The sequence below is a fragment of the Shivajiella indica genome (genome assembly GCF_042683085.1).
Taxonomy (GTDB): domain Bacteria; phylum Bacteroidota; class Bacteroidia; order Cytophagales; family Cyclobacteriaceae; genus Shivajiella; species Shivajiella indica.
On sequence record NZ_JBHUIV010000010.1, the window covers coordinates 34,579 to 54,585 of the forward strand.

The window sequence follows — 20,007 nt, forward strand, 5'->3', positions numbered from 1 at the left end:
GTTGGATGTTGGAAGTTGGATTTCGGATTGTTTGAACTTTGGAAATCGGTCTCTATATCTTGGAACTTGGTACATGGTACCTTTGGATTTTTGGATTTGAAGTTTAAAACTTGAATTTTGCTTTATTTTTTCAATACCTGGGATAAGCTTACTCTCAGAATCTGACCCATATTTTTGCAATTCAAAAAATCATTGTCCTTATAGTGTTTGGCGAGATCTTTCTTTAGGCTGTCAATATTTTCCTGTGTAGAAATCACATCATTTTCCATACTGTGCAAAAGGTCTTCAATTTCCCTTGTAGAAGTTTTCAGCCTTGATGCGATCAAAGCCCTTTCCTCTTTTTGGTATTGCCGCATGGATTCTGAGGTGATGTGTTTGATGCCCAATTCAATCAACTTATTGTTTTGTTTATAATATTGCGGCAAATAAATTGATTTTTTACCCTCAAAGGATTGCTGGTCAAAATCTATGGCCCGAATCCTATAATGGATTTCTTCAAAATCCGGGGTGACAACAATGACAAAATTGGAGGAGTGCATATCCCCCAAAAGCCGGACAAAACAGCGTTCATTGAATTTCACAAACTCTTTGGCAAGCCTGATCGGGTTCAATAGTTTGTCAGAGATATGTTGTCTGATAAACTGTTCCCCAGGTATGCCTGCAATATGTTCTTCAATCAGGGTGTTTTTATGGACTAAGTAATTAATCCTGTTGGGAGAAAGAAGATGTTCCAGTTCCAGGCCATAAACCCTGGATGCATCGGCCCTTTTGACATAGAAATAATCAAAATTATCGTTGATCTTGTTGACAATCCTGATGCGGAAAGGCTGTGTGTTTCCATAGACACAAAGGTCAATCCGGTCCACATAAAGGTGCTGCATAACACTGATGTCACCTTCAGCTTTCAAAAGGGCATATATTTTTTTTACTTCATAATGAATATCCTCCCTATCTGATTCTGAAAAAAGCACCGTTTCCCAAAGTGTATCATTTCCTTTTGAATCATAAAGTGGGACAGAAGAACTATATCTCAGCAAGTCTGCATAATGAATCGGAAAATCTACTTCCCTTCCATATTTCTGGAGGTATTCCCTTAGTTTCAGGCTTACAGGATAAATAATCTTTTTCTTACTGATCAATGCCATGATTCAGGGATTCAGGATGATGCCAACTCTCTTTCCTTTTTGGTAAGATATTTATCAAAAACAAAGGGACCAAAGGGTAGGATGGAAGCAACAAGTGCAAAAAATGTTTTGGTAAAATTCCACGCAGCCTTTCTTGCTGTGGGGAAGACAACATAAATATAGATGATGAAAAGGATACCATGCGCCCACCCAACGTATGTCACTGCCAAAGGCATATCCATGACATATTTCAAGGGCATAGCTATGAAAAGTAATACAAGGAACGAAATCCCTTCAATGATACTGATCAGTTTAAATCTTCTTAACCACTTGGCTTTTTCGGTTGTGACTATCATTTTATTTTTTGGTAATGTTAAAGAGGATCTGAAGGGCTGTCCATAAGGATTTTTTCAAGGCTACATTTTCAGAAATTTGGCCCAAGTCGTCAGCAAATAAATATTCAACCCCATCTTCCTGTCTGATTTCATAATTATTGATTTTTTTGGACATGATATCATGGTGGAAAAGGCCAAAAAGAATGATTTTGGAAGGGCCCAATGCCAAAATACTATCCATGGATACAGATTCAATATGGATGGAATTTGTCAGAGCAATGTCTTTCAAGGAACAGCCCACAGCACCTAATATTTTGAATAGTAAATCTTTGTGGACTTCATACAGTTCATTTCCCTCAAATCCAATCAAAACCCCTTTTTCAAAACCCCCTTCAAACTCAAGGCTAAATTCCTGCTCTTCTGTTTCTTCTAAGCCAGGTTCTGAAACCATGGATATCAAAGGATTTTCGGAGGACAAAGTGCTGTCTTTACCAAGATCAACCAGTAAATGAAGCTCTTCAGGAATCACATAGATTTCACTGTCCAAAAAAAATCCCAACTGTTGAATTCCCATATTTTCCATGCGACTAAATTGAAGAAAAAAAATCAAAAGCCAAAGTAATTCGTTTTCCAAATCGGATACCCAAACCCGGTATTTCTATTTTCCAAATCGAATATCAACGCATATCATTTTCAATTTCTTCATCGAATTTTTTTTGATTAAAATTACCTGATCTATCCCGGTTTTTTCAATTAAATCAAAATAGGTCACTTCATTTTCATCATTTGATTTATTATGGCAGAGGGACTGGTAAAAAATAAAACCCACAGGTTTTGCCATTTGTAATATTCCAGAGGGTTTTTTACCGGTTAAAGCTGTTTTCCTTTTTTGTAATTTGAAATTTTCAATTTTGATTTTGAAATTTTTTACGCTTTATCTCCTTTGGCTTCCTGTTCAAAAATCGACTTCAGTTCCACGGCATCTTTTGGATCCATTCTTTTGGCCAAGACTAAGCGTAACTGTCTTCTCCTTAAGGCACCTTCATACAGTTCGATTTCTTCCGGGGTCTCAGGAAGAATTTCAGGGACTTCTATTGGTCTTCCATTTTGATCTACCGCTACGAAGGTGAAAAAAGCCCTATGGGTCAATATTTTTTTATTGGCAGGAATATCTTCTGCCCATACTTCAATGAAAACTTCCATAGAAGAGTTGAATGCTCTGGTCACTTGGGCCTTTAGGGTGACTACATTGCCCAAACTGATCGGGTGTTTGAAAGAAATACTGTCTGCAGATGCAGTGACTACGATTCTATTGGAATGTTTTTGGGCGGCAATGGCGGCTACAATGTCCATCCAATGCATGAGTTTTCCACCCATTAGGTTATGCAAAGTATTGGTATCATTGGGTAAAACCATTTCCGTCATGATAACCTCTGAATTCCTGGCCAATTTCTTCTTTGTCATAAAATTATATTTTAAACAAAAATACAGAATTAAAATCTTTATTTAAAAAATATAGAATCAAAAATCAATATAAAATTTTGTTATTTCCACCCTTCCGTGCCTAACAAAGGAACAAAAGCGAAATTATCAAATTCTTCTTGTACAATTTTGGTGGCAGTTTTTTTGGTCAGCCTCAACATCTTCTGTTTTTTTCTGTCACCCACTGGGATCACCAAAATCCCTCCGATTTTCAATTGTTGCAACAGGGATTTTGGAACCACCGGTGCACCTGCAGTCACAAGGATTTTATCATATGGGGCATGCTGAGGGATACCAAGGGAACCATCACCAAAATAAAAATGTAGGTCAATTCCCAATTTTCCCAAAAATTTCTTAGTCTTATCAAACAATTTCTTCTGGTATTCAATGGTGTGGACTTCCGCACCCAATAAGTGTAAAATTGCTGCCTGATAACCCGAGCCAGTTCCTATCTCCAAAACCTTATCACCAGGTTTGATTTGTAAAAGTTCTGTTTGGAATGCAACGGTGTAGGGCTGAGAAATGGTCTGTCCTTCTCCTATGGGAAAAGCCTTGTCCTCATAAGCATGGGAGTCCAATGCGGAATCAAAGAAAAAATGTCGGGGAAGGGTATTGATGGCATTCAGTACTGCCTCATCTTTGATACCCTTTGACCGGATCAATTTAACCAATTCCTTTCGCTGACCTTTGTGACGGTAGCTATCTTCTAATTTCAACATGCCCATGGAGAAACTTTTATTAAACCTGCGAAGTTAAAAGATTAATTGGCTTAATTTGAGTGAAAATTTGATCAAGAAGGTTACTGTCTGAAATATTGCAATTTAAATTCTAAAAATGTTTACCGGAATTATTGAAACCCTTGGGGAAATTACCAAAATAGAACAGGAAGGTTCAAACTTTCACTTTCATATCACCTCTGCCATTACCCATGAACTAAGAGTTGACCAATCTGTTGCCCATAATGGGGTTTGTTTGACGGTGGTGGCTATAGAAGGCGACAGTTACCGTGTAACAGCTATTGATGAAACTTTAAGGAAAACAAACCTCAAATCCTGGAAAGTTGGGAAAAAGGTCAATCTGGAACGTTGTATGCCGGCAAATGGCAGGTTTGATGGTCATATTGTACAGGGGCATGTGGACCAAATAGGGAAAGTTGAGCATATTAAGGTGGAGGACGGTTCCTGGATTTTTGATTTTTCCTTTGACCCTGCTGTAGGCAATATTACCGTGGAAAAAGGTTCCATCACGGTAAATGGTACAAGTCTGACCTGTTTCCATTCAAAAAATGGGAGGTTTTCCGTGGCTATCATACCTTATACTTATGAACATACCAATTTTCATGAACTTAAAGTAGGGGATGAGGTGAATTTGGAATTTGATATAGTAGGTAAATATATCCAAAGGGTTATTAGAGGGTATTAGGAGTGAATGATCAATAATCAATGATCAATGATCAATTACCAATTACTAATTACCAATAATCAATTACCAATTTCAAAAATTCAAAATCCAAACTTCAAGCTCCAAACTCCAAGCTCCAAGTCAAAATCCAAGGACCAAGATTCAAAATTCAAGCTACAGGCCCAAAGAAACAAGATACAAGATCGAATAAGTTTACCGATAATTAGGTGGGTTGTTGTTGAGGCTTTTTCCTATTTTTTAAAATCAGATCCCGAATTTTTTTCATTCCAAAAAAAGCAACCATGGCGCTGAGTATTCCAATAAATGCACCCATTAAAATGTCTCCGGGATAGTGGACACCCAGGTAAATTCTGGTATAAGAAAAGAAAACCGCCCAAGGGAAAAGCCATTTAACAGCAGGGTATTTAAAAAAAAGTGCCAAAACCATCAAGGTGGCTACTCCAAAGCTATTGGAAGCATGGGAGGAAGCAAAACCAAATTTCCCGCCGCCACAGTACCCATAATTGTGTACCAGGCCTTCCAAAAAGGGTTCATGGCAAGGTCTTAGGCGTTCGAAGTAAGGTTTCATTAGACCGGAAGCAATTTGGTCAGCAAACAAGATTGTCAGCCCTGCAGCCATAAATACCCACCAACTTTGTTTTCCATATGCTTTAATAATCAAATAAGACAAAAAGATGTACATGGGTATCCATGGCTGGGTTTTGGTCAGCAAAAACATGATTGGATCCCAGAAATCGGAATGGAAGCCATTTAAAAAAAGAAAGAGGGATTCGTCCCATTTACTTATCTTATCCAACATAGACAGAATGCATTAAGCATATGTATTTACCCAGTCAATATCTTTTTTAAGGTAAGATAAAGTCATGGCTTCTTTTGACCCTTCTGAAGGTTGGTGCATATATTCCCAATTGGCCACAGGAGGCATACTCATGAGGATACTTTCTGTTCTTCCATTGGTGTCAAGACCAAATTTTGTACCTGCATCCCATACCAAATTGAATTCCACATACCTTCCCCGCCTTAAGGCTTGCCACTTCTTTTCCTGTTCACCGTAGGGAATCGATTTATTTTTGGACATAAAATAGCGATATACCTGAGGAAACAAGTAACCTATTGATTTTACAAATTCAAATATAGAGTCCATTTCCTCTGCATTCTCACTGAACATCCTATCAAAAAATATTCCCCCAATACCGCGGGTTTCATTCCTGTGTTTGATAAAAAAGTAATCATCTGCCCACTTTTTGAATTTTGGGTAATATTCCGGGTTGTACTGGTCACAGGTTGCTTTGACCTGCTGATGAAAATACCTTGCGTCATCCAGGTCTACATAATGTGGTGTAAGATCAATTCCGCCCCCAAACCATCGGACCCCATTGCTCATTTCAAAATATCTGATGTTCATATGGATAATAGGAACCATTGGGCTTTCTGGATGAAGTACAATGGAAACCCCAGTGGCATAAAAATCCGCTTTTTCAAGTTGAAGTTTGCTGAGTATTTTTTCGGGAGTAGGTCCTTCAACGGCAGAAAAGGCAACACCACCTTTTTCGATGACGTTTCCTTTTTGGATTATTCTTGTTCTTCCGCCTCCTCCTTCTGCTCTCGTCCATTTGTCTTCCCTGAACCTTGCTTTTCCGTCTTCCAGTTCCAATTCCTTGCAGATATGGTCCTGGATCTGCATAAAGTCCAGGGTGATTTTACTTTTATCCATTCAATTTTGATTCAAATATCAAGTCTTTTCAAAAATCAATCTTCTACCTCCAAGGCTTCAAGAATTTCAGCCAATTCATCAAAATCCTTTAATCCAGGTTTGATTTCTTCACCTCCTTCCATCTCAATACCTTGAACTCCCGTTTCTTTTATCAATTCTTCAACTGTATCTGCAGAAAAACCAAATCCGAGAAGTACCTGGCAGATTTCGGCCAAGGATTTTATTTTGCTTTTTATTTCCCCATCAATCTCCAAATCAGCAGAAACCAGCAATAATTTGACTCCGTGGTCTTTGAAAGAAGGGGCCTTAAGAATCAATTCATCCAGATCCTCTGCTGTACTTATTTGATTTTTATAGATCAATCCTAATCCGGTATTAACCAGCATCTTGAGGTGAATTTCTTCCTGAATCTGTATATGTTGGATTTCAGGATAATCTTTTATCACTGTCAAGATCCTTTCAGGATGGTTCAATTCAAATTCCCCTACAAATTCCAATCCTGAAAGCCAGGCAGTAATTTCTTTGAATTTTTCAGGTGAGGTATAGTTTTTGTTACTTTCTTCCAAATTAAATCCCATCAGGTTGACCTGCATGCCAGAACAATAACGTGCATCTGAAAGGTTATTGACAGAGGAGATTTTAACAAAAGTTTTTAAGGCCATTATTAAGAAGATTGAATTTATGAGCGCTAAGGTAAAAGATTTCAATCTAAAAATGTATTTTTGACCTGATCTAAGCCAAGGTTTATGCGCTCAGCAGTATTATTCAGTCTTTTAACATTAATTTTTCTTTTTGCTTCCTGTAGAGAAACGGAGAACCCGGTTACTGATTTTGGACTGGATTATCAACCCCTTGAAATTGGACGTTACTGGGTCTATGAGGTAGAGGAAACTATAGTTTTCGGTGAAAATGACAGTCAAACTGAGGAATTTTATTTGAGGGACATCATCGATTACAGTTACAGAAATGCCGAAAATGAAGAAGTTTTTGTGGTCAAGCGGGAAAAATCACTTGATTTGAGCAACTGGGAAATTATTGGCAATTATGCCATGCAGTACAAAAGAATGGCATTGATCAGAAATTTTGAAAACCAACTTACCATCAACTTGGTTTTTCCTCCAGAAGTGGGTTTATCCTGGGATGCTATGGCTTATTCAGCAGGAGATTCCGATGAATTTGAAATTGAATTTATGGGAAATGTTACCATTGGGGATCAATTTTTACAAAGATCACTGAAAGTACTTCAGGAAGAGGATGATGATGAGATTACCTTCAGGGACAATAGATATGAAATATTTACAAAAGGTATAGGTCTGGTGGAACATTATTATGAGGTTTTTACTTATTGTTCAAGGAATGATTGCCTGGGCCAGATGATCATAGATTCAGGTAGGAAGACCCATCAAAAAATGCTGTTGTATGGTACGATTTAAATGGGGTATTATTTGTTTACTATTGCTTTTGACGGGAGCTCAAGCTTTTGGTCAGAACAGGTATGCCGTTCATTATAAATACAAACCACAGGATTTTTTTAGCTTGGAGGAACCTTCTTTTTTTCTGACCCCTAGATCCATTGAAAGGCGGGAAAGGCATGGGATTGCATTGGATAGTCTTGATTTACCTGTTTCACAAAAATATATTGATCAGTTACATCCATTTGTGCAAGAGGTTCTTTTCCATAGCAACTGGCTTAATGCCTCCATTGTCATAGCAGATCAGGGAAATATGGAGGAAATTAAAAATTGGGATTTTGTTGAGAAGGTAGAGCTTGTTGCTTTTGGGTATGTACCGGAGGGTAGGGTAAGTGCGAGGGTAAATGGGAAATCCGGTATCAACAAGAACTCCAAAAGCAATAATAATACCATTGAAACCCCATTTGATTATCAAAACAGTCTTTTAGGCATTCAGGAAATGCATGAAGAAGGCTATAGGGGTAAAGGAATTACCATTGCGGTATTTGATGCCGGATTTCCAGGGGTTGATCAGATTCCAGGATTTTCCCACCTTTTTGAAAACAACCAGCTGATAGGGACCAGGGATTTTGTACATGTTTGGAATAAAAATGTCTATTCCAAAAACCAACATGGTACCAATGTCTTATCCTTATTGGCCTCCAACGATCCTGAAGTATTATTGGCCGGTGCTCCCGAGGCGGATTATATCCTTTGTATCACAGAGGAAGTTTCTACAGAGTATAGGATAGAAGAATACAATTGGGTGAAAGCGGCGGAATTCGCGGATAGTCTGGGGGTGGATATCATCAACAGTTCTTTGGGCTATTGGGACTTTGATGATTCAAGTATGGATTATTCTCTAGAGGATTTGGATGGAGAGACTGCGCTGATCAGTAAAGGTGCTACCGTAGCCGGAAATAAAGGGATTTTGGTGGTAACCAGTGCTGGAAATTATGGCAATAGAGGCGTTTCTTCCATCACGGCTCCAGCGGATGCTAAAGGAATATTATCCGTAGGAGCAACGGATATTTCTATGGAAAGGGCTTCATTTAGCTCACAAGGGCCCACTGCTGATGGTCGTATAAAACCCGAAGTTTCTACATATGGAGAACAAGTTTGGTTGGTCCGGTCAACCGGGAATTTGGGGAGAGCGAGCGGTACATCTTTCTCAGCCCCACAAATAGCAGCCTTGGCAGCCGGATTATGGCAGGCGAAGCCCTATTGGACAAAAGATGAGTTGATCGAACGGATCATGGAAAGCAGTTCCTTGGCTGAAAACCCTGATAATTTGATAGGTTTTGGAATTCCTAACTTTCTCAAAGCTTATTATGGGGAAATATTGGCAATTGAAACAGAGGAAAAGGAGGATAGCTGGAAGGTTTTTCCAAATCCGATTTACGGTACAGATCTTTTTGTCCGCTTTGGAAACAACGTAGAAAGTGAATTTTATTTATTTGATACCCAGGGCAAGGTTTTACAACAGTCCAATGTGAGAAGGACTTCTGTACAGGAACCTTTTTATGTTTCCATTCCAGAAATTCCGTCCGGAGTTTATATCCTAGAAATGCAGACAGGTAATGAGGTGAAAAGGACAAAATTGATGAAAAGATAGGTGGCCAAAAGTATTTTTCTTTTTTTTGCAGGCAAATTAATCATACTACCCCAATGTCAATACAAATAGCTCCTTCCATTTTAGCTGCAGATTTTGCCAATATCCAAAAAGAAGTGGAGATGTTGAATGCCTCTGAAGCTGATTTTATCCATGTAGATATTATGGATGGGGTTTTTGTACCCAATATTTCCTTTGGATTTCCGGTAATGGAGGCTATTAAAAAACATGCCAAAAAGCCTTTGGACGTCCATTTGATGATAGTAAATCCCGATCAATACCTTGAAGCATTTAAGAAAGCAGGTGCTGAGGTTATTTCTGTGCATTATGAGGCATGCAATCATTTACACAGAACTTTACAATATATCAAGGGCTTGGGTTGTAAAGCTGGAGTGGCCTTAAATCCCCATACATCAGTGGAATTATTGGAAGATATCATTGAAGATATTGATCTTGTATGTTTGATGTCCGTCAATCCGGGATTTGGAGGTCAAAAATTTATCGGAAATACTTACGAAAGGGTCAAAAGATTAAAGTCCATTATTAACCGTAAAGGAGTTTCCACTATGATTGAAATAGACGGAGGTGTCAATCAGGTCAATGCTCCATTGTTGAAAGAAGCCGGAGCAGATGTGCTGGTCGCGGGAAGTTTTGTTTTCTCTTCCGAGAACCCTTTGGATACCATAAAAAACCTTAAAAGTATCTCATAATCAAGCCAGTGTAAAAATTACCTTTAATTGGGATTATTTGCCTTTTAACATTTTTTTAGGGTATTTTTTTGGATTTTTTCTTGTGATTTTGGGTTTAATGCTTCTTATTGTAAAGTCAAAAATTGGAAAATTTCAAATTTAAACCTATTATTAAGATGAGAAAATTATTTGTATTCGCAGTCCTTATGTTGGGGATTTTAAGTATGCAGGGCTTTGCGCAAGAGGCAGAAGAAGTGACCGAGGAAGAATTGGTGAAATATGCTGCAATGGAGGCCAAGGTTCAGGCATTTATTCAGGAAAAGCAAACCACCATGGAGGAGATGATCAAAGAAAATGAGGTGATTGGAGGTGGTGCCAGGTATAATGAGCTGAAAGCTGCCTGGGGTAATGAGGACAAATTAAAAGAAATTGAAGCTACTGACGAGGAAAAGACTGCTTATTCGGAGATACAGGCCTACATTGATTCGATCGGAGATGAGGTGAAAGAATATATGACCGGGTTGATTATGGATCAGGAGGTTTTAGGTGCTGCAACCTACAATAAAGTAAGAAGGGCGATCAGTGCAGATCCATCTGTGAAGGAAAAAATCGATTCGTTGGTGGCAGAAATCAAGCAGGATTCTTCAGCTGATCAATAATTGAAAGATTGGGTCAGCTTTGGTAAGCTGTCCAAAGCCAATGACGTTATGGGGAAGGATAAATTAGGAGGGTGTGTAAGGATGTTGATTCGATAAAAGATTGCTCTTTATCATCAAACATTGAGTTTTGAATTGATGTAAGGTGATAATCTGAAGATAAAAATTAAGAAGGCTTTCTAATGATGGAAGCCTTTTTGTTTTTTAAATTGCAATAATTTTAGAGTGGAATTCGTTTGATTCAAATATGAAAAAGTATATTCCGATTATTTTGTTTTTTGTCTTTTTGGGGAGTGCCTTTGGTCAGGATGAGGATATTTTTGGTATCGATACAAAAGCAAGGGACCGTTCAAGAAAATCTGATAGCAATGTGGGTAATTTTACCCGCAATATCATGAGCACCATCAGTTTTGAATTTTCAGGTGGTGGGGCTTATCATACCCAATTGATTGATTTTAATTCCGAATCACCGGGCCAATATCCAATTTCACAATATCAGAACCTTGAAAACCCAAGAGAACTTACCTCTGATGACACCATTAAGTTTAGGGGTGGTAATATGGCCTTTCCTTTGAATGTGGGTGTAAGGATAAATATGTTCAATACCCTTACTATTGGAGGGGGATATGGAAGGGAGTTTGGGTCCGTATCCAACCTGAAGGGCAATGATTATGAGTTTGCATTTCAAAGGGGCAATTATACTTTTGATAAGGTTTATGGTACTGTTGCATTGGTACTCTATGATTCCAGGAAAAGGGCGAAGTTTCTTAATTGGAGGTATAGAAAATTTGCATCAAGCAATTGGTATATGCAGTCCGAGAAAAACCAAAGGATCAGACAAAACTATCCTTGGAAATTTTTACTTGAAGGGGAATTTGGCAATTTGATGATCAGAAAGAATTTTGATGACAGGGTTCTTACAGACGGAAATGGATACTATGGAGTAGGTTTAAGAATAGAAAGAGAATTTTCAGAATATTCAAGAATATTTATTAAAACGGGTGCAGAGTTTAGGAATTTCATTTATCAGTCTCAGGATTTGGCATATTTTCAAAACCTTAAGCAGACATTGTACATAGCGCAGGTTGGTTTTTCCATCAACCTTCCCGGTACCAAAAGGTGTAAAGTGCCAGGTTGTGGTGTGGTAATGAAGCACTTACATGATGGGGTAGAATATAGGGGAAGTTCTATTTTTAACCTTCAGAACAGGAAGGTCGGACAATGGTATTAATTCCTGTATAAATAAGGTCCAAAGACCAAATATTATATTTCAAAAGCGTTAACTTTTTACTAACTTGCCGGCTTATTGAGTATGTACAAGCAATATGGCGCAAGGAGAAAAAGAAAACATTATACCAATTAACATTGAAGAGGAAATGCGTGGGGCCTACATCGATTATTCGATGTCGGTCATTGTTTCCAGAGCACTTCCGGATGTAAGAGACGGATTAAAGCCAGTTCATAGAAGAATACTTTTTGGGATGCAGGAATTAGGAGTTCTGCACAACAAACCATTTAAAAAATCGGCCAGGATAGTTGGGGAAGTTTTGGGTAAATATCACCCGCACGGCGATTCTGCTGTGTATGAAACTATGGTAAGAATGGCCCAGCCATGGTCATTGAGGTATCCATTGGTAGATGGGCAGGGGAACTTTGGATCGGTGGATGGAGATAATCCTGCAGCCATGCGATACACTGAAGCCAGGTTGAAGAGGATTGCTGAGGAGTTGCTGATTGATATCAATAAAGAGACGGTTGATTTCCAGCTTAATTTTGATGATTCCCTGAAAGAGCCGGTTGTATTGCCTGCTAAAATTCCTGCATTATTGTTGAATGGGGCATCAGGAATTGCCGTAGGGATGGCTACTAATATGGCTCCCCATAATTTAGGTGAAGTAGTGGACGGAATCATCGCCTACATTGATAATAGAGATATTACTGTATCTGAATTGATGGAGCACATCATAGCTCCGGATTTCCCCACAGGTGGGATTATTTACGGTTATAATGGGGTGAAAGCTGCGTTTGAAACAGGCAGGGGAAGGATTATCTTACGTGGTAAGGCAGAGGTTGAAACCAAGGATAACGGAAAGGAATCTATCATTATTACAGAGATTCCTTATTTGGTCAATAAGGCCAATATGATTGAAAAAACCGCTCAGTTAATTACGGAAAAGAAGATTGAGGGAATTTCTGCCATTCGGGATGAATCTGATAGGCAGGGCATGAGGGTCGTTTATGAGTTGAAAAGGGATGCTATACCCAATGTGGTATTGAATAACCTATACAAGCAGACTCAGTTAATGACTTCATTTTCAGTGAATAATGTCGCCTTGGTTAAAGGAAGGCCACAGACTCTGAATTTAAAAGATATGATCCACCATTATGTCAACCATAGACATGAAGTGGTGGTTAGGAGAACAGAATATGAACTGAGGGAAGCTGAGAAAAGGGCACATATTCTGGAAGGTTACCTCATTGCTTTAGACAACCTGGATGAGGTTATTGCCTTGATCAGAAGTTCAAGGGATCCTGAAACTGCCCGGAACGGATTGATGGAAAGATTCGGGCTTAGTGAAATCCAGGCCCGTGCCATACTCGATATGAGGTTGCAGCGTCTGACTGGCATGGAGCGTGAAAAAATCCAGGAAGAATACAAGGAGATCATGGCTTTAATTGTGGATTTGAAGGACATACTTGCCAGTGAGGAGAGGCGAATGCAGATCATCAAAGATGAGCTAACCGAGATGAAGGAGCGTTACAATGACCCACGCAGAACAGTCATTGAACACAATGCCGAGGATTTCAGCTATGAGGATATGATACCTAATGAGGAAGTGGTAATTACCGTTTCCCACCAAGGTTATGTGAAGAGGACCTTACTGAATGAATACAGAACTCAGGGAAGGGGAGGAGTTGGTTCCCGTGGTGCCACTACCAAGGAGGATGATTGGACGGAATATTTATTTACGGCATCAACCCATAATTATCTGTTGATATTCACAGATCATGGAAAGTTATTCTGGTTAAAGACTTATGCTATTCCAGAAGGTTCCAAGACTTCCAAAGGCAGGCCAATCCAGAATCTTATCAATATTGAACCTGACGACAAGATCCGTTCCATTATTCAGGTTGGAGACTTGAATGATGAGGATTATATCAATAACAACTATCTGGTGATGGTGACCAAAATGGGTATTATCAAAAAAACCACTTTGGAACAATATTCCAGACCAAGGTCCAATGGAATTATTGCCTTGAATATCAGGGAAGATGATCAGCTTTTGCGGGTAGATATGACTAATGGAGATTCCCATATCATTATCGCCGCAAAATCTGGCCGTGCGATACATTTCCATGAGTCAACGGTGAGGCCTATGGGTAGGACAGCTACAGGAGTTAAGGCAATTACGTTAAGTGATGTTAAAGACGAAGTGGTTGGCATGGTATGTGCTTCGAGAGAAGATGCCAGTCTTTTGGTAGTTTCTGAAAACGGATACGGTAAAAGGTCTCCTTTGGATGAATACAGGATAACCAATAGAGGAGGTAAAGGGGTAAAAGCTATGAATATTACCGAGAAAACAGGTAATTTGGTAGCGATCAAAGAAGTGGTGGATTCAGATGATTTGATGATTATCAACAAATCAGGCATTACCATCAGGACTCCTGTGTCCGAACTTAGGGTTATGGGTAGAGCTACCCAGGGGGTAAGATTGATTAAAATCAGTGAAGGTGATGCCATTTCTTCTGTGGAGAAAATTGAAAAAGAAGAAGGAGAGGAAGAAGAGCAGGTTTCAACGGAAAAAGAATAGAACTTAAACAGAACCAAACAAAAGCAAAATAGAAATCAAATGAAAAAGTTGTTCTTATCAATAGCATTGGTCGGTATTGCGACTTTTGCTTTTGCCCAGAAAAAAGTAGTCAGATCAGCTGATAAAAACTTTAAAAGTGGCGACCTTGAAGTTGCCCTTGGAGAGATTGACGCTGCTTTACAGGATCCAGAGACAAAAGATGATCCAAATACGCTTTTATTGAAAGCCAAAATCCAAACCAAAATGTTTGATTTAGATGAGGATTTTGCAGCTTCTACTGTCAATACTGGAAAGGCTGCCCTTGAAAGTTTTACCCAAACCATGGCAATGGTAGGTAATGACAAAGAAAGTAAAGTAGGTAAAGAGGTTTATAAAGAAGAAATTCCAGGAATGCCGGAAAATCTAAGGCCTTATTCCTTATTGTCTTTAAAAACCTCCGCCTTCAATAAGGCTATTCAGACATATGAAGAAGATGACTATCAGATGTCCTATGAATTCTTCAATCTTGTATCTGATATAGACCCTACCGATACAACTGCCAATTTCAATGCAGGATATTTAGCCTATCAGGAACTGGGAAATTCAGAAGCAGCTAAAAAGCATTTCAATAGGCTATTGGAAGTAGAGGAATACAATAAGTTAAACACCTATTATTTCCTTATCCAGATAGCAAGTGCAGAAGACCAAGACCCTGAAAAAGCTTATGAATATGTAGTGGCTGGAAGAAAGGATTTTCCTGAAGATAAAACTTTGTCAGAATTTGAAGTGCAATTATTACTTCAGATGAACAAATTGGATGAAGCAATGGCTTCAGTAAAAGAGGCATTGAAAGATGATCCAAACAATTCAGGTTTATTGTTAAGATATGGGTATCTGCTAGAACAATCCGGTGACATGGAAGGAGCCTTAGCTGAATACAAGAAAGCGGTAGCTGCTGATCCTGATTTCTTCGAGGGCAATTATTATACAGGTGCCATCTATCTTGACAGAGCCAGAGCGATTTTGGCTGAAGTGAACAACCTTTCTGATGAGGAATGGGAAGTTAGGGCACCACAAATGAGTGCAGAAGCAGATCAGCTATATAAAGATGCGGTTCCTTACTTCACCAAAGCCTCAGAAATAAAACCGGATAATACTGAAATCCTGGAGATATTATACCAAATACATACAAGACTAAAGAACCCTTCTGAAGCAGAAAAAATAAACCAAAGATTGATTGCGCTTTTAGGTCCGGATTGGATGGAAAGAGAAAGGTAATTTATTCTAAAAGATTGAAAGAAGCTATCCTTTATGGGTAGCTTTTTTTTATTAAAACTGATGCAAACCCTTTAATAAAATTTAAGTTTTTTTTCTTTAATGCTTCATGTAGATTTTGGCAAAATTAACCGACTATGAAAAAACTGAATTGGTGGCTATTCAGCTTATGTATTTTAATTTCTTATAATGTATTTGGCCAACACAAACCTTCTTCTGTTATTTATCATGACCTTCTCAGGTTTCAGGAAACCAAAAGAGTGCTTTATGTGGCGGCCCACCCAGATGATGAGAATACCCGATTGATTGCCTATTTGGCGAATGCAGAACATGCGGAGGTGGCATATTTATCTCTGACAAGAGGTGATGGTGGGCAAAATCTTATCGGAAAGGAATTGGGGATTGAGTTGGGACTCATCCGTACCCATGAACTTTTAAGAGCTCGGGAAACAGATGGAGGAAGACAGTTTTTTTCAAGGGCCCTGGATTTTGGTTTTAGCAAAAACCCGGATGAAACTTTCAATAATTGGGACAGGGAAAAGCTTCTTTCGGATGTTGTTTGGATCATTAGAAATTTCCAGCCGGATATTATTATCAACAGGTTTAATACAATTCCTGGAACCACACATGGGCATCATACCTCTTCAGCTTTATTGAGCGTAGAGGCATTTTCAAAGGCTGCTGATCCAAACGTTTTTCCAGAACAGTTGAGCTATATACAGCCATGGCAGGCGAAAAGGATTTTTTGGAATGCTTACAATTGGGGAGGTCAATATGAGCCGGAAGATGGAAAGGTCTACCACCGTTTTATGGTAGGGGAGTTTAATCCACTATTGGGCACTACTTATTCTCAAATTGCAGCCGATAGTCGTACCATGCATAAATCACAAGGATTTGGATCCACTTCACAAATTGGTCAGGGAACCGACTTTATAGAGATGGTTAGTGGAGAACCTTTTAAAGATACCCCATTCGATGGTATTGGAAGTAGATGGGTTCAATTAGATAACGGGGATGAAATCAGAAAAGCCATTTATAAGTCAATTCAGGAATTTGACTTTCTTCATCCCGAAAATAATTTAGCGAATTTGTTGGTGGTCAAAAAACTTCTGGATAACCAGAAAAACGCTTCCATTTGGGTCAGAGAAAAACAAAATCATATTAATCAATTGATATTGGATGTCTTAGGGGTTAAAGCTGAATTTATTGTACGAAAGGAGATTGCCTTTACAGGTGAAAAAATCAATGTGGAAATTGTATTTAATAACCCAGGAAACTTTCCTGTGCAAGTGGAAACTTTTGGTTCTGAGATTTTTAAAGAAAACATCAATGCTGTTGCCAATAGCAACCAACCCGTTTCTAAAGCTTTTGAAATTCAAATTCCCGGAGATTTCCCCATTTCCCAACCATTTTGGTTGAAAAATCCTATAGAAAAAAGTCTTTTTGGAATCGATGATCCTATGAAAATAGGACCTCCTGTTAATGGATCCACTTTGAAGGGCAGGTTGAATCTGAGCATTGATGGTCAAAATTTACCCTTGGATTTGGCTTTAAAGTATAAATACAATGATCAAGTGGACGGAGAGGTAAATCAACCTTTTACTTTAGTTCCAGAAGTAAATGTTAATTTGGATAAGTCCAATCTGTTTTTAATTCCTGGAGCAGATGATTTGTTGAATGTGGAAGTTTCCTTCAGAGATAAGTTTATAAGTGGTGGTACAATTAATGTTAAAGGTCTGAAAGAAGATCAATATCAAGTCATCAAGATGACAGAAGATGACAGAAGAAAAAGGATTTTGTACACTGTTAAATTTTTAAATTCTGATCAAGAAAAGAAGGAGATTATGGTCAATTTTGTGACTCCGGATGGAAGAATATTCAATCAGGACACTAAAAGGATTATTTATAAGCATATTCCTAATCTGACGTACTTCACCAATACCACTTTGAATCTGGTGAAATTGGATTTAAAGACTTCTGGACAACAAATCGGATATATTCCCGGTGCAGGAGATGATGTACCGGAAGTATTAAGGAGTTTGGGTTACCATGTCAGTATTTTGGATGATGCAGATTTAAGAAAAAACAGATTGGCTGATTTTCAAACTGTCATTGTAGGGATCAGGGCTTTTAATGTCAATCAAAATCTTGCCAATAATGTAGACCAACTTATGGAGTATGTGCATGAAGGAGGGAATCTGATCGTTCAATACAATACCTCATCACCGTTATTGACCAGGGATTTGGGTCCCTATCCATTTTCTATTTCAAGAGACAGGGTAGCAGTGGAAGATTCACCGGTCAAGGTTGATTTTAGCCATCCTTTATTAAGTTCTCCCAATAAAATTTCAATGGGTGATTTTGATGGATGGGTTCAAGAAAGAGGGCTTTACTTTACGAGTAGCTGGGATTCCGCTTATTCTACCCCTTTCACTATGCAGGATCCAGGTGAAAATCCTTCCCAGGGATCCTTACTGTTTACCCAATATGGAAAAGGAACCTATACCTATTCAGGAATCTCATGGTTTAGGTTGTTGCCTGCAGGAGTTCCTGGTGCTATTAAACTATTTATTAACTTAATCGAACAGGGTGGTGAAAGATAACATCAGGTGGAAAAATTGGTATATAGCGCAGATGGTGGTTTTAGCTGTCTTAATTGGATTGTTTTACTGGCTTAAAATCAGTTTCTCATGAGTTTGTGGGATTGGGGTATCCTGTTCAGTACACTTCTGGCAATCGTTGGCTATGGGGTATACAAGACCTATGGTGAGAAGGATATGGAAAGCTATATCCGGGGAACCGGTAGTATGAACTGGTGGACAATTGGACTTTCCATTATGGCCACTCAAGCTTCTGCCATTACCTTTTTAAGTACACCGGGGCAAGCTTATGAAGATGGGATGCGTTTTATACAGTTTTATTTTGGGCTACCCCTCGCGATGATCATCCTTTCTGTCACTTTTCTTCCCATTTACTATCGCTTAAAAGTCTATACCGCTTATGAGTTTCTGGAAGAAAGGTTTGACCTCAAAACCAGAACCCTGGCTGCATTTTTGTTTTTGATCCAAAGAGGCCTGGCCGCAGGTATTACCATTTATGCACCTGCCATTATACTTTCTACCTTGCTAGGTTGGAACCTGACTTTTACCAATGTTTTTATAGGTCTTTTAGTCATAATTTATACAGTATCCGGAGGAACTAAGGCAGTTTCAATTACACAGAAACAACAAATGGCTGTGATGATGGGAGGAATGGTTTTGGCCGGAATTCTGGTGATTAAAATGCTTCCTGTAAATTTTTCTGATGCACTTCATGTGGCCGGAAAAATGGATAAACTGAATATTGTCAATTTTGAAATGAATTTATCTGATCGGTATAATTTCTGGTCAGGAATGACAGCAGCCCTTTTTCTTTTTATGTCTTATTTTGGAACTGACCAATCTCAGGTTCAAAGATATCTTTCCGGTAGTTCTCTTACCCAAAGCAGGATGGGTTTGATGATGAATGGATTGCTCAAGGTTCCTATGCAGTTTATCATCTTATTTATAGGAGTAATGGTATTTGTTTTTTACCAATTTTTCCAACCCCCTGTATATTTTAATAAGGTCCAGACAGAGCAATTGGAAAATTCTACCTATAAAGAGGATTATTTGTTATTGCAGGAAGAGTTTTCTCAGGTATTTGAGGAAAAGAACCAGCATATCCAGTCTATGTTGCAGGCAGTTAAATCCAATGACGAATCTGGGATAGCTGTGGCTAAGGAAAAAATCAAGGATAAAGTGGCCACTCAGGAGAAGCTGAGGTCTGAGGTCAAAGAATTAATTTTGCGGAATAACCCTGATGCTGAAACCAGAGATACAGATTATGTATTTATGCGGTTTGTCATGGATTATTTACCTACAGGTGTGGTGGGACTACTATTCGCGGTTATTTTCAGTGCAGCTATGTCGTCCACCGCTTCAGAACTGAATGCATTGGGGTCTACCACCACCATGGATATATATAAAAGGTCTATTGCCACTAAAGCAAGCCAATATCATTATTTGGTTTCATCTAAGGTGTTTACCGCATTTTGGGGGATTTTTGCCATATTGTTTGCAACCTATGCTACTTTATTTGAGAATCTGATCCAAGCAGTGAATCTTTTGGGCTCTCTTTTTTATGGAACCATACTGGGGATTTTTGTGGTAGGTTTTTACATGAAATGGATTAGGGGAAATGCTGTATTTATGGCAGCGTTTTTAGCAGAAGCGATCGTATTACTTATCCACTATAATAATGAAAGTACAATTTTGGGCTTTGATTTGAACATAGGGTATTTATGGTATAATGTTATTGGATGCCTTTTGGTCATGTTTTTTGCGGCTATCCTTCAGATGGTTCTGCCAAGAACGATGCCTTCAAATTAAATAAAAAATAGAGGTATTTGCTCTTTAGGATTTGTGATTCTGTAGAG

The 20,007-nt window shown here is 38.7% G+C and carries 18 protein-coding genes; 10 read left to right on the forward strand and 8 right to left on the reverse strand.

Features of this window, described 5'->3' with window-relative positions; genetic code table 11:
* Positions 1-122: 122 nt before the first annotated feature.
* The 5 genes from ACFSKV_RS03540 to ACFSKV_RS03560 all read right to left on the reverse strand — a co-directional run bounded on the left by ACFSKV_RS03540 (position 123) and on the right by ACFSKV_RS03560 (position 3,660).
* Positions 123-1,145 (reverse strand): hypothetical protein, encoded by a 1,023-nt coding sequence (locus ACFSKV_RS03540; RefSeq protein WP_380800427.1) that lies wholly within the window; start codon positions 1,143-1,145, stop codon positions 123-125.
* Positions 1,146-1,156: 11 nt separating this feature from the next.
* Positions 1,157-1,480, reverse strand: coding sequence for a DUF3817 domain-containing protein (locus ACFSKV_RS03545; protein WP_380800429.1), 324 nt, complete (start codon positions 1,478-1,480; stop codon positions 1,157-1,159).
* 1 nt (position 1,481) lies between these two features.
* Positions 1,482-2,042, reverse strand: coding sequence for a hypothetical protein (locus tag ACFSKV_RS03550; RefSeq protein ID WP_380800431.1), 561 nt, complete (start codon positions 2,040-2,042; stop codon positions 1,482-1,484).
* Between the two features lie 344 nt (positions 2,043-2,386).
* Positions 2,387-2,923: an acyl-CoA thioesterase gene (locus ACFSKV_RS03555; protein ID WP_380800433.1), complete on the reverse strand. Its 537-nt coding sequence runs from the start codon at positions 2,921-2,923 to the stop codon at positions 2,387-2,389.
* Between the two features lie 80 nt (positions 2,924-3,003).
* Complete coding sequence (locus tag ACFSKV_RS03560) at positions 3,004-3,660, reverse strand: protein-L-isoaspartate(D-aspartate) O-methyltransferase (protein WP_380800436.1); 657 nt, start codon at positions 3,658-3,660, stop codon at positions 3,004-3,006.
* Positions 3,661-3,775: 115 nt separating this feature from the next.
* On the opposite strand from ACFSKV_RS03560, the gene ACFSKV_RS03565 reads away from it, so the two are divergent.
* Positions 3,776-4,363 (forward strand): riboflavin synthase, encoded by a 588-nt coding sequence (locus tag ACFSKV_RS03565; RefSeq protein WP_380800437.1) that lies wholly within the window; start codon positions 3,776-3,778, stop codon positions 4,361-4,363.
* Between the two features lie 202 nt (positions 4,364-4,565).
* On the opposite strand, the gene ACFSKV_RS03570 is transcribed toward ACFSKV_RS03565, so the two are convergent.
* From ACFSKV_RS03570 to trpF, 3 genes are read right to left on the reverse strand one after another with little or no spacing between them, the layout of a single operon-like run.
* On the reverse strand, positions 4,566-5,162 hold the full coding sequence (locus ACFSKV_RS03570; protein WP_380800438.1) for a phosphatase PAP2 family protein: 597 nt from the start codon (positions 5,160-5,162) through the stop codon (positions 4,566-4,568).
* 12 nt (positions 5,163-5,174) lie between these two features.
* On the reverse strand, positions 5,175-6,077 hold the full coding sequence (gene hemF, locus ACFSKV_RS03575) for an oxygen-dependent coproporphyrinogen oxidase (RefSeq protein WP_380800441.1): 903 nt from the start codon (positions 6,075-6,077) through the stop codon (positions 5,175-5,177).
* A 35-nt stretch (positions 6,078-6,112) separates the two neighbouring features.
* Positions 6,113-6,739: a phosphoribosylanthranilate isomerase gene (gene trpF, locus ACFSKV_RS03580; RefSeq protein ID WP_380800442.1), complete on the reverse strand. Its 627-nt coding sequence runs from the start codon at positions 6,737-6,739 to the stop codon at positions 6,113-6,115.
* Positions 6,740-6,823: 84 nt separating this feature from the next.
* On the opposite strand from trpF, the gene ACFSKV_RS03585 reads away from it, so the two are divergent.
* The 9 genes from ACFSKV_RS03585 to ACFSKV_RS03625 all read left to right on the forward strand — a co-directional run bounded on the left by ACFSKV_RS03585 (position 6,824) and on the right by ACFSKV_RS03625 (position 19,960).
* On the forward strand, positions 6,824-7,510 hold the full coding sequence (locus ACFSKV_RS03585; RefSeq protein WP_380800444.1) for a hypothetical protein: 687 nt from the start codon (positions 6,824-6,826) through the stop codon (positions 7,508-7,510).
* Positions 7,497-9,143, forward strand: a complete 1,647-nt coding sequence (locus tag ACFSKV_RS03590) for a S8 family serine peptidase (RefSeq protein ID WP_380800446.1) — start codon at positions 7,497-7,499, stop codon at positions 9,141-9,143. The genes ACFSKV_RS03585 and ACFSKV_RS03590 overlap by 14 nt, the downstream gene beginning before the upstream one ends.
* 53 nt (positions 9,144-9,196) lie before the next feature.
* Positions 9,197-9,850, forward strand: coding sequence for a ribulose-phosphate 3-epimerase (gene rpe / locus ACFSKV_RS03595; protein ID WP_380800448.1), 654 nt, complete (start codon positions 9,197-9,199; stop codon positions 9,848-9,850).
* Positions 9,851-10,005: 155 nt separating this feature from the next.
* Positions 10,006-10,488 carry a hypothetical protein gene (locus tag ACFSKV_RS03600; RefSeq protein ID WP_380800449.1) on the forward strand — a complete coding sequence of 161 codons (483 nt, stop codon included), beginning with the start codon at positions 10,006-10,008 and terminating at the stop codon, positions 10,486-10,488.
* Positions 10,489-10,732: 244 nt separating this feature from the next.
* Positions 10,733-11,716, forward strand: coding sequence for a hypothetical protein (locus tag ACFSKV_RS03605; RefSeq protein WP_380800450.1), 984 nt, complete (start codon positions 10,733-10,735; stop codon positions 11,714-11,716).
* Between the two features lie 94 nt (positions 11,717-11,810).
* On the forward strand, positions 11,811-14,297 hold the full coding sequence (gyrA, locus tag ACFSKV_RS03610; protein ID WP_380800451.1) for a DNA gyrase subunit A: 2,487 nt from the start codon (positions 11,811-11,813) through the stop codon (positions 14,295-14,297).
* 39 nt (positions 14,298-14,336) lie between these two features.
* Positions 14,337-15,554, forward strand: a complete 1,218-nt coding sequence (locus ACFSKV_RS03615; RefSeq protein ID WP_380800453.1) for a tetratricopeptide repeat protein — start codon at positions 14,337-14,339, stop codon at positions 15,552-15,554.
* Between the two features lie 134 nt (positions 15,555-15,688).
* On the forward strand, positions 15,689-18,154 hold the full coding sequence (locus ACFSKV_RS03620) for a PIG-L family deacetylase (RefSeq protein ID WP_380800454.1): 2,466 nt from the start codon (positions 15,689-15,691) through the stop codon (positions 18,152-18,154).
* An 87-nt stretch (positions 18,155-18,241) separates the two neighbouring features.
* Positions 18,242-19,960 (forward strand): sodium:solute symporter family protein, encoded by a 1,719-nt coding sequence (locus ACFSKV_RS03625; protein ID WP_380800455.1) that lies wholly within the window; start codon positions 18,242-18,244, stop codon positions 19,958-19,960.
* Positions 19,961-20,007 lie beyond the last annotated feature (47 nt).

Bases quoted from the DNA above. Each gene is read 5' to 3' on its own strand.
- ACFSKV_RS03540 (WP_380800427.1), bottom strand. From the start codon at position 1,145: ATGGCATTGATCAGTAAGAAAAAGATTATTTATCCTGTAAGCCTGAAA.
- ACFSKV_RS03590 (WP_380800446.1), top strand. From the start codon at position 7,497: ATGGTACGATTTAAATGGGGTATTATTTGTTTACTATTGCTTTTGACG.
- ACFSKV_RS03545 (WP_380800429.1), bottom strand. From the start codon at position 1,480: ATGATAGTCACAACCGAAAAAGCCAAGTGGTTAAGAAGATTTAAACTG.
- hemF (WP_380800441.1), bottom strand. From the start codon at position 6,077: ATGGATAAAAGTAAAATCACCCTGGACTTTATGCAGATCCAGGACCAT.
- gyrA (WP_380800451.1), top strand. From the start codon at position 11,811: ATGGCGCAAGGAGAAAAAGAAAACATTATACCAATTAACATTGAAGAG.
- ACFSKV_RS03565 (WP_380800437.1), top strand. From the start codon at position 3,776: ATGTTTACCGGAATTATTGAAACCCTTGGGGAAATTACCAAAATAGAA.
- rpe (WP_380800448.1), top strand. From the start codon at position 9,197: ATGTCAATACAAATAGCTCCTTCCATTTTAGCTGCAGATTTTGCCAAT.
- ACFSKV_RS03585 (WP_380800444.1), top strand. From the start codon at position 6,824: ATGCGCTCAGCAGTATTATTCAGTCTTTTAACATTAATTTTTCTTTTT.
- ACFSKV_RS03550 (WP_380800431.1), bottom strand. From the start codon at position 2,042: ATGGAAAATATGGGAATTCAACAGTTGGGATTTTTTTTGGACAGTGAA.
- ACFSKV_RS03620 (WP_380800454.1), top strand. From the start codon at position 15,689: ATGAAAAAACTGAATTGGTGGCTATTCAGCTTATGTATTTTAATTTCT.
- ACFSKV_RS03555 (WP_380800433.1), bottom strand. From the start codon at position 2,923: ATGACAAAGAAGAAATTGGCCAGGAATTCAGAGGTTATCATGACGGAA.
- ACFSKV_RS03625 (WP_380800455.1), top strand. From the start codon at position 18,242: ATGAGTTTGTGGGATTGGGGTATCCTGTTCAGTACACTTCTGGCAATC.
- ACFSKV_RS03605 (WP_380800450.1), top strand. From the start codon at position 10,733: ATGAAAAAGTATATTCCGATTATTTTGTTTTTTGTCTTTTTGGGGAGT.
- ACFSKV_RS03615 (WP_380800453.1), top strand. From the start codon at position 14,337: ATGAAAAAGTTGTTCTTATCAATAGCATTGGTCGGTATTGCGACTTTT.
- ACFSKV_RS03570 (WP_380800438.1), bottom strand. From the start codon at position 5,162: ATGTTGGATAAGATAAGTAAATGGGACGAATCCCTCTTTCTTTTTTTA.
- ACFSKV_RS03560 (WP_380800436.1), bottom strand. From the start codon at position 3,660: ATGTTGAAATTAGAAGATAGCTACCGTCACAAAGGTCAGCGAAAGGAA.
- ACFSKV_RS03600 (WP_380800449.1), top strand. From the start codon at position 10,006: ATGAGAAAATTATTTGTATTCGCAGTCCTTATGTTGGGGATTTTAAGT.
- trpF (WP_380800442.1), bottom strand. From the start codon at position 6,739: ATGGCCTTAAAAACTTTTGTTAAAATCTCCTCTGTCAATAACCTTTCA.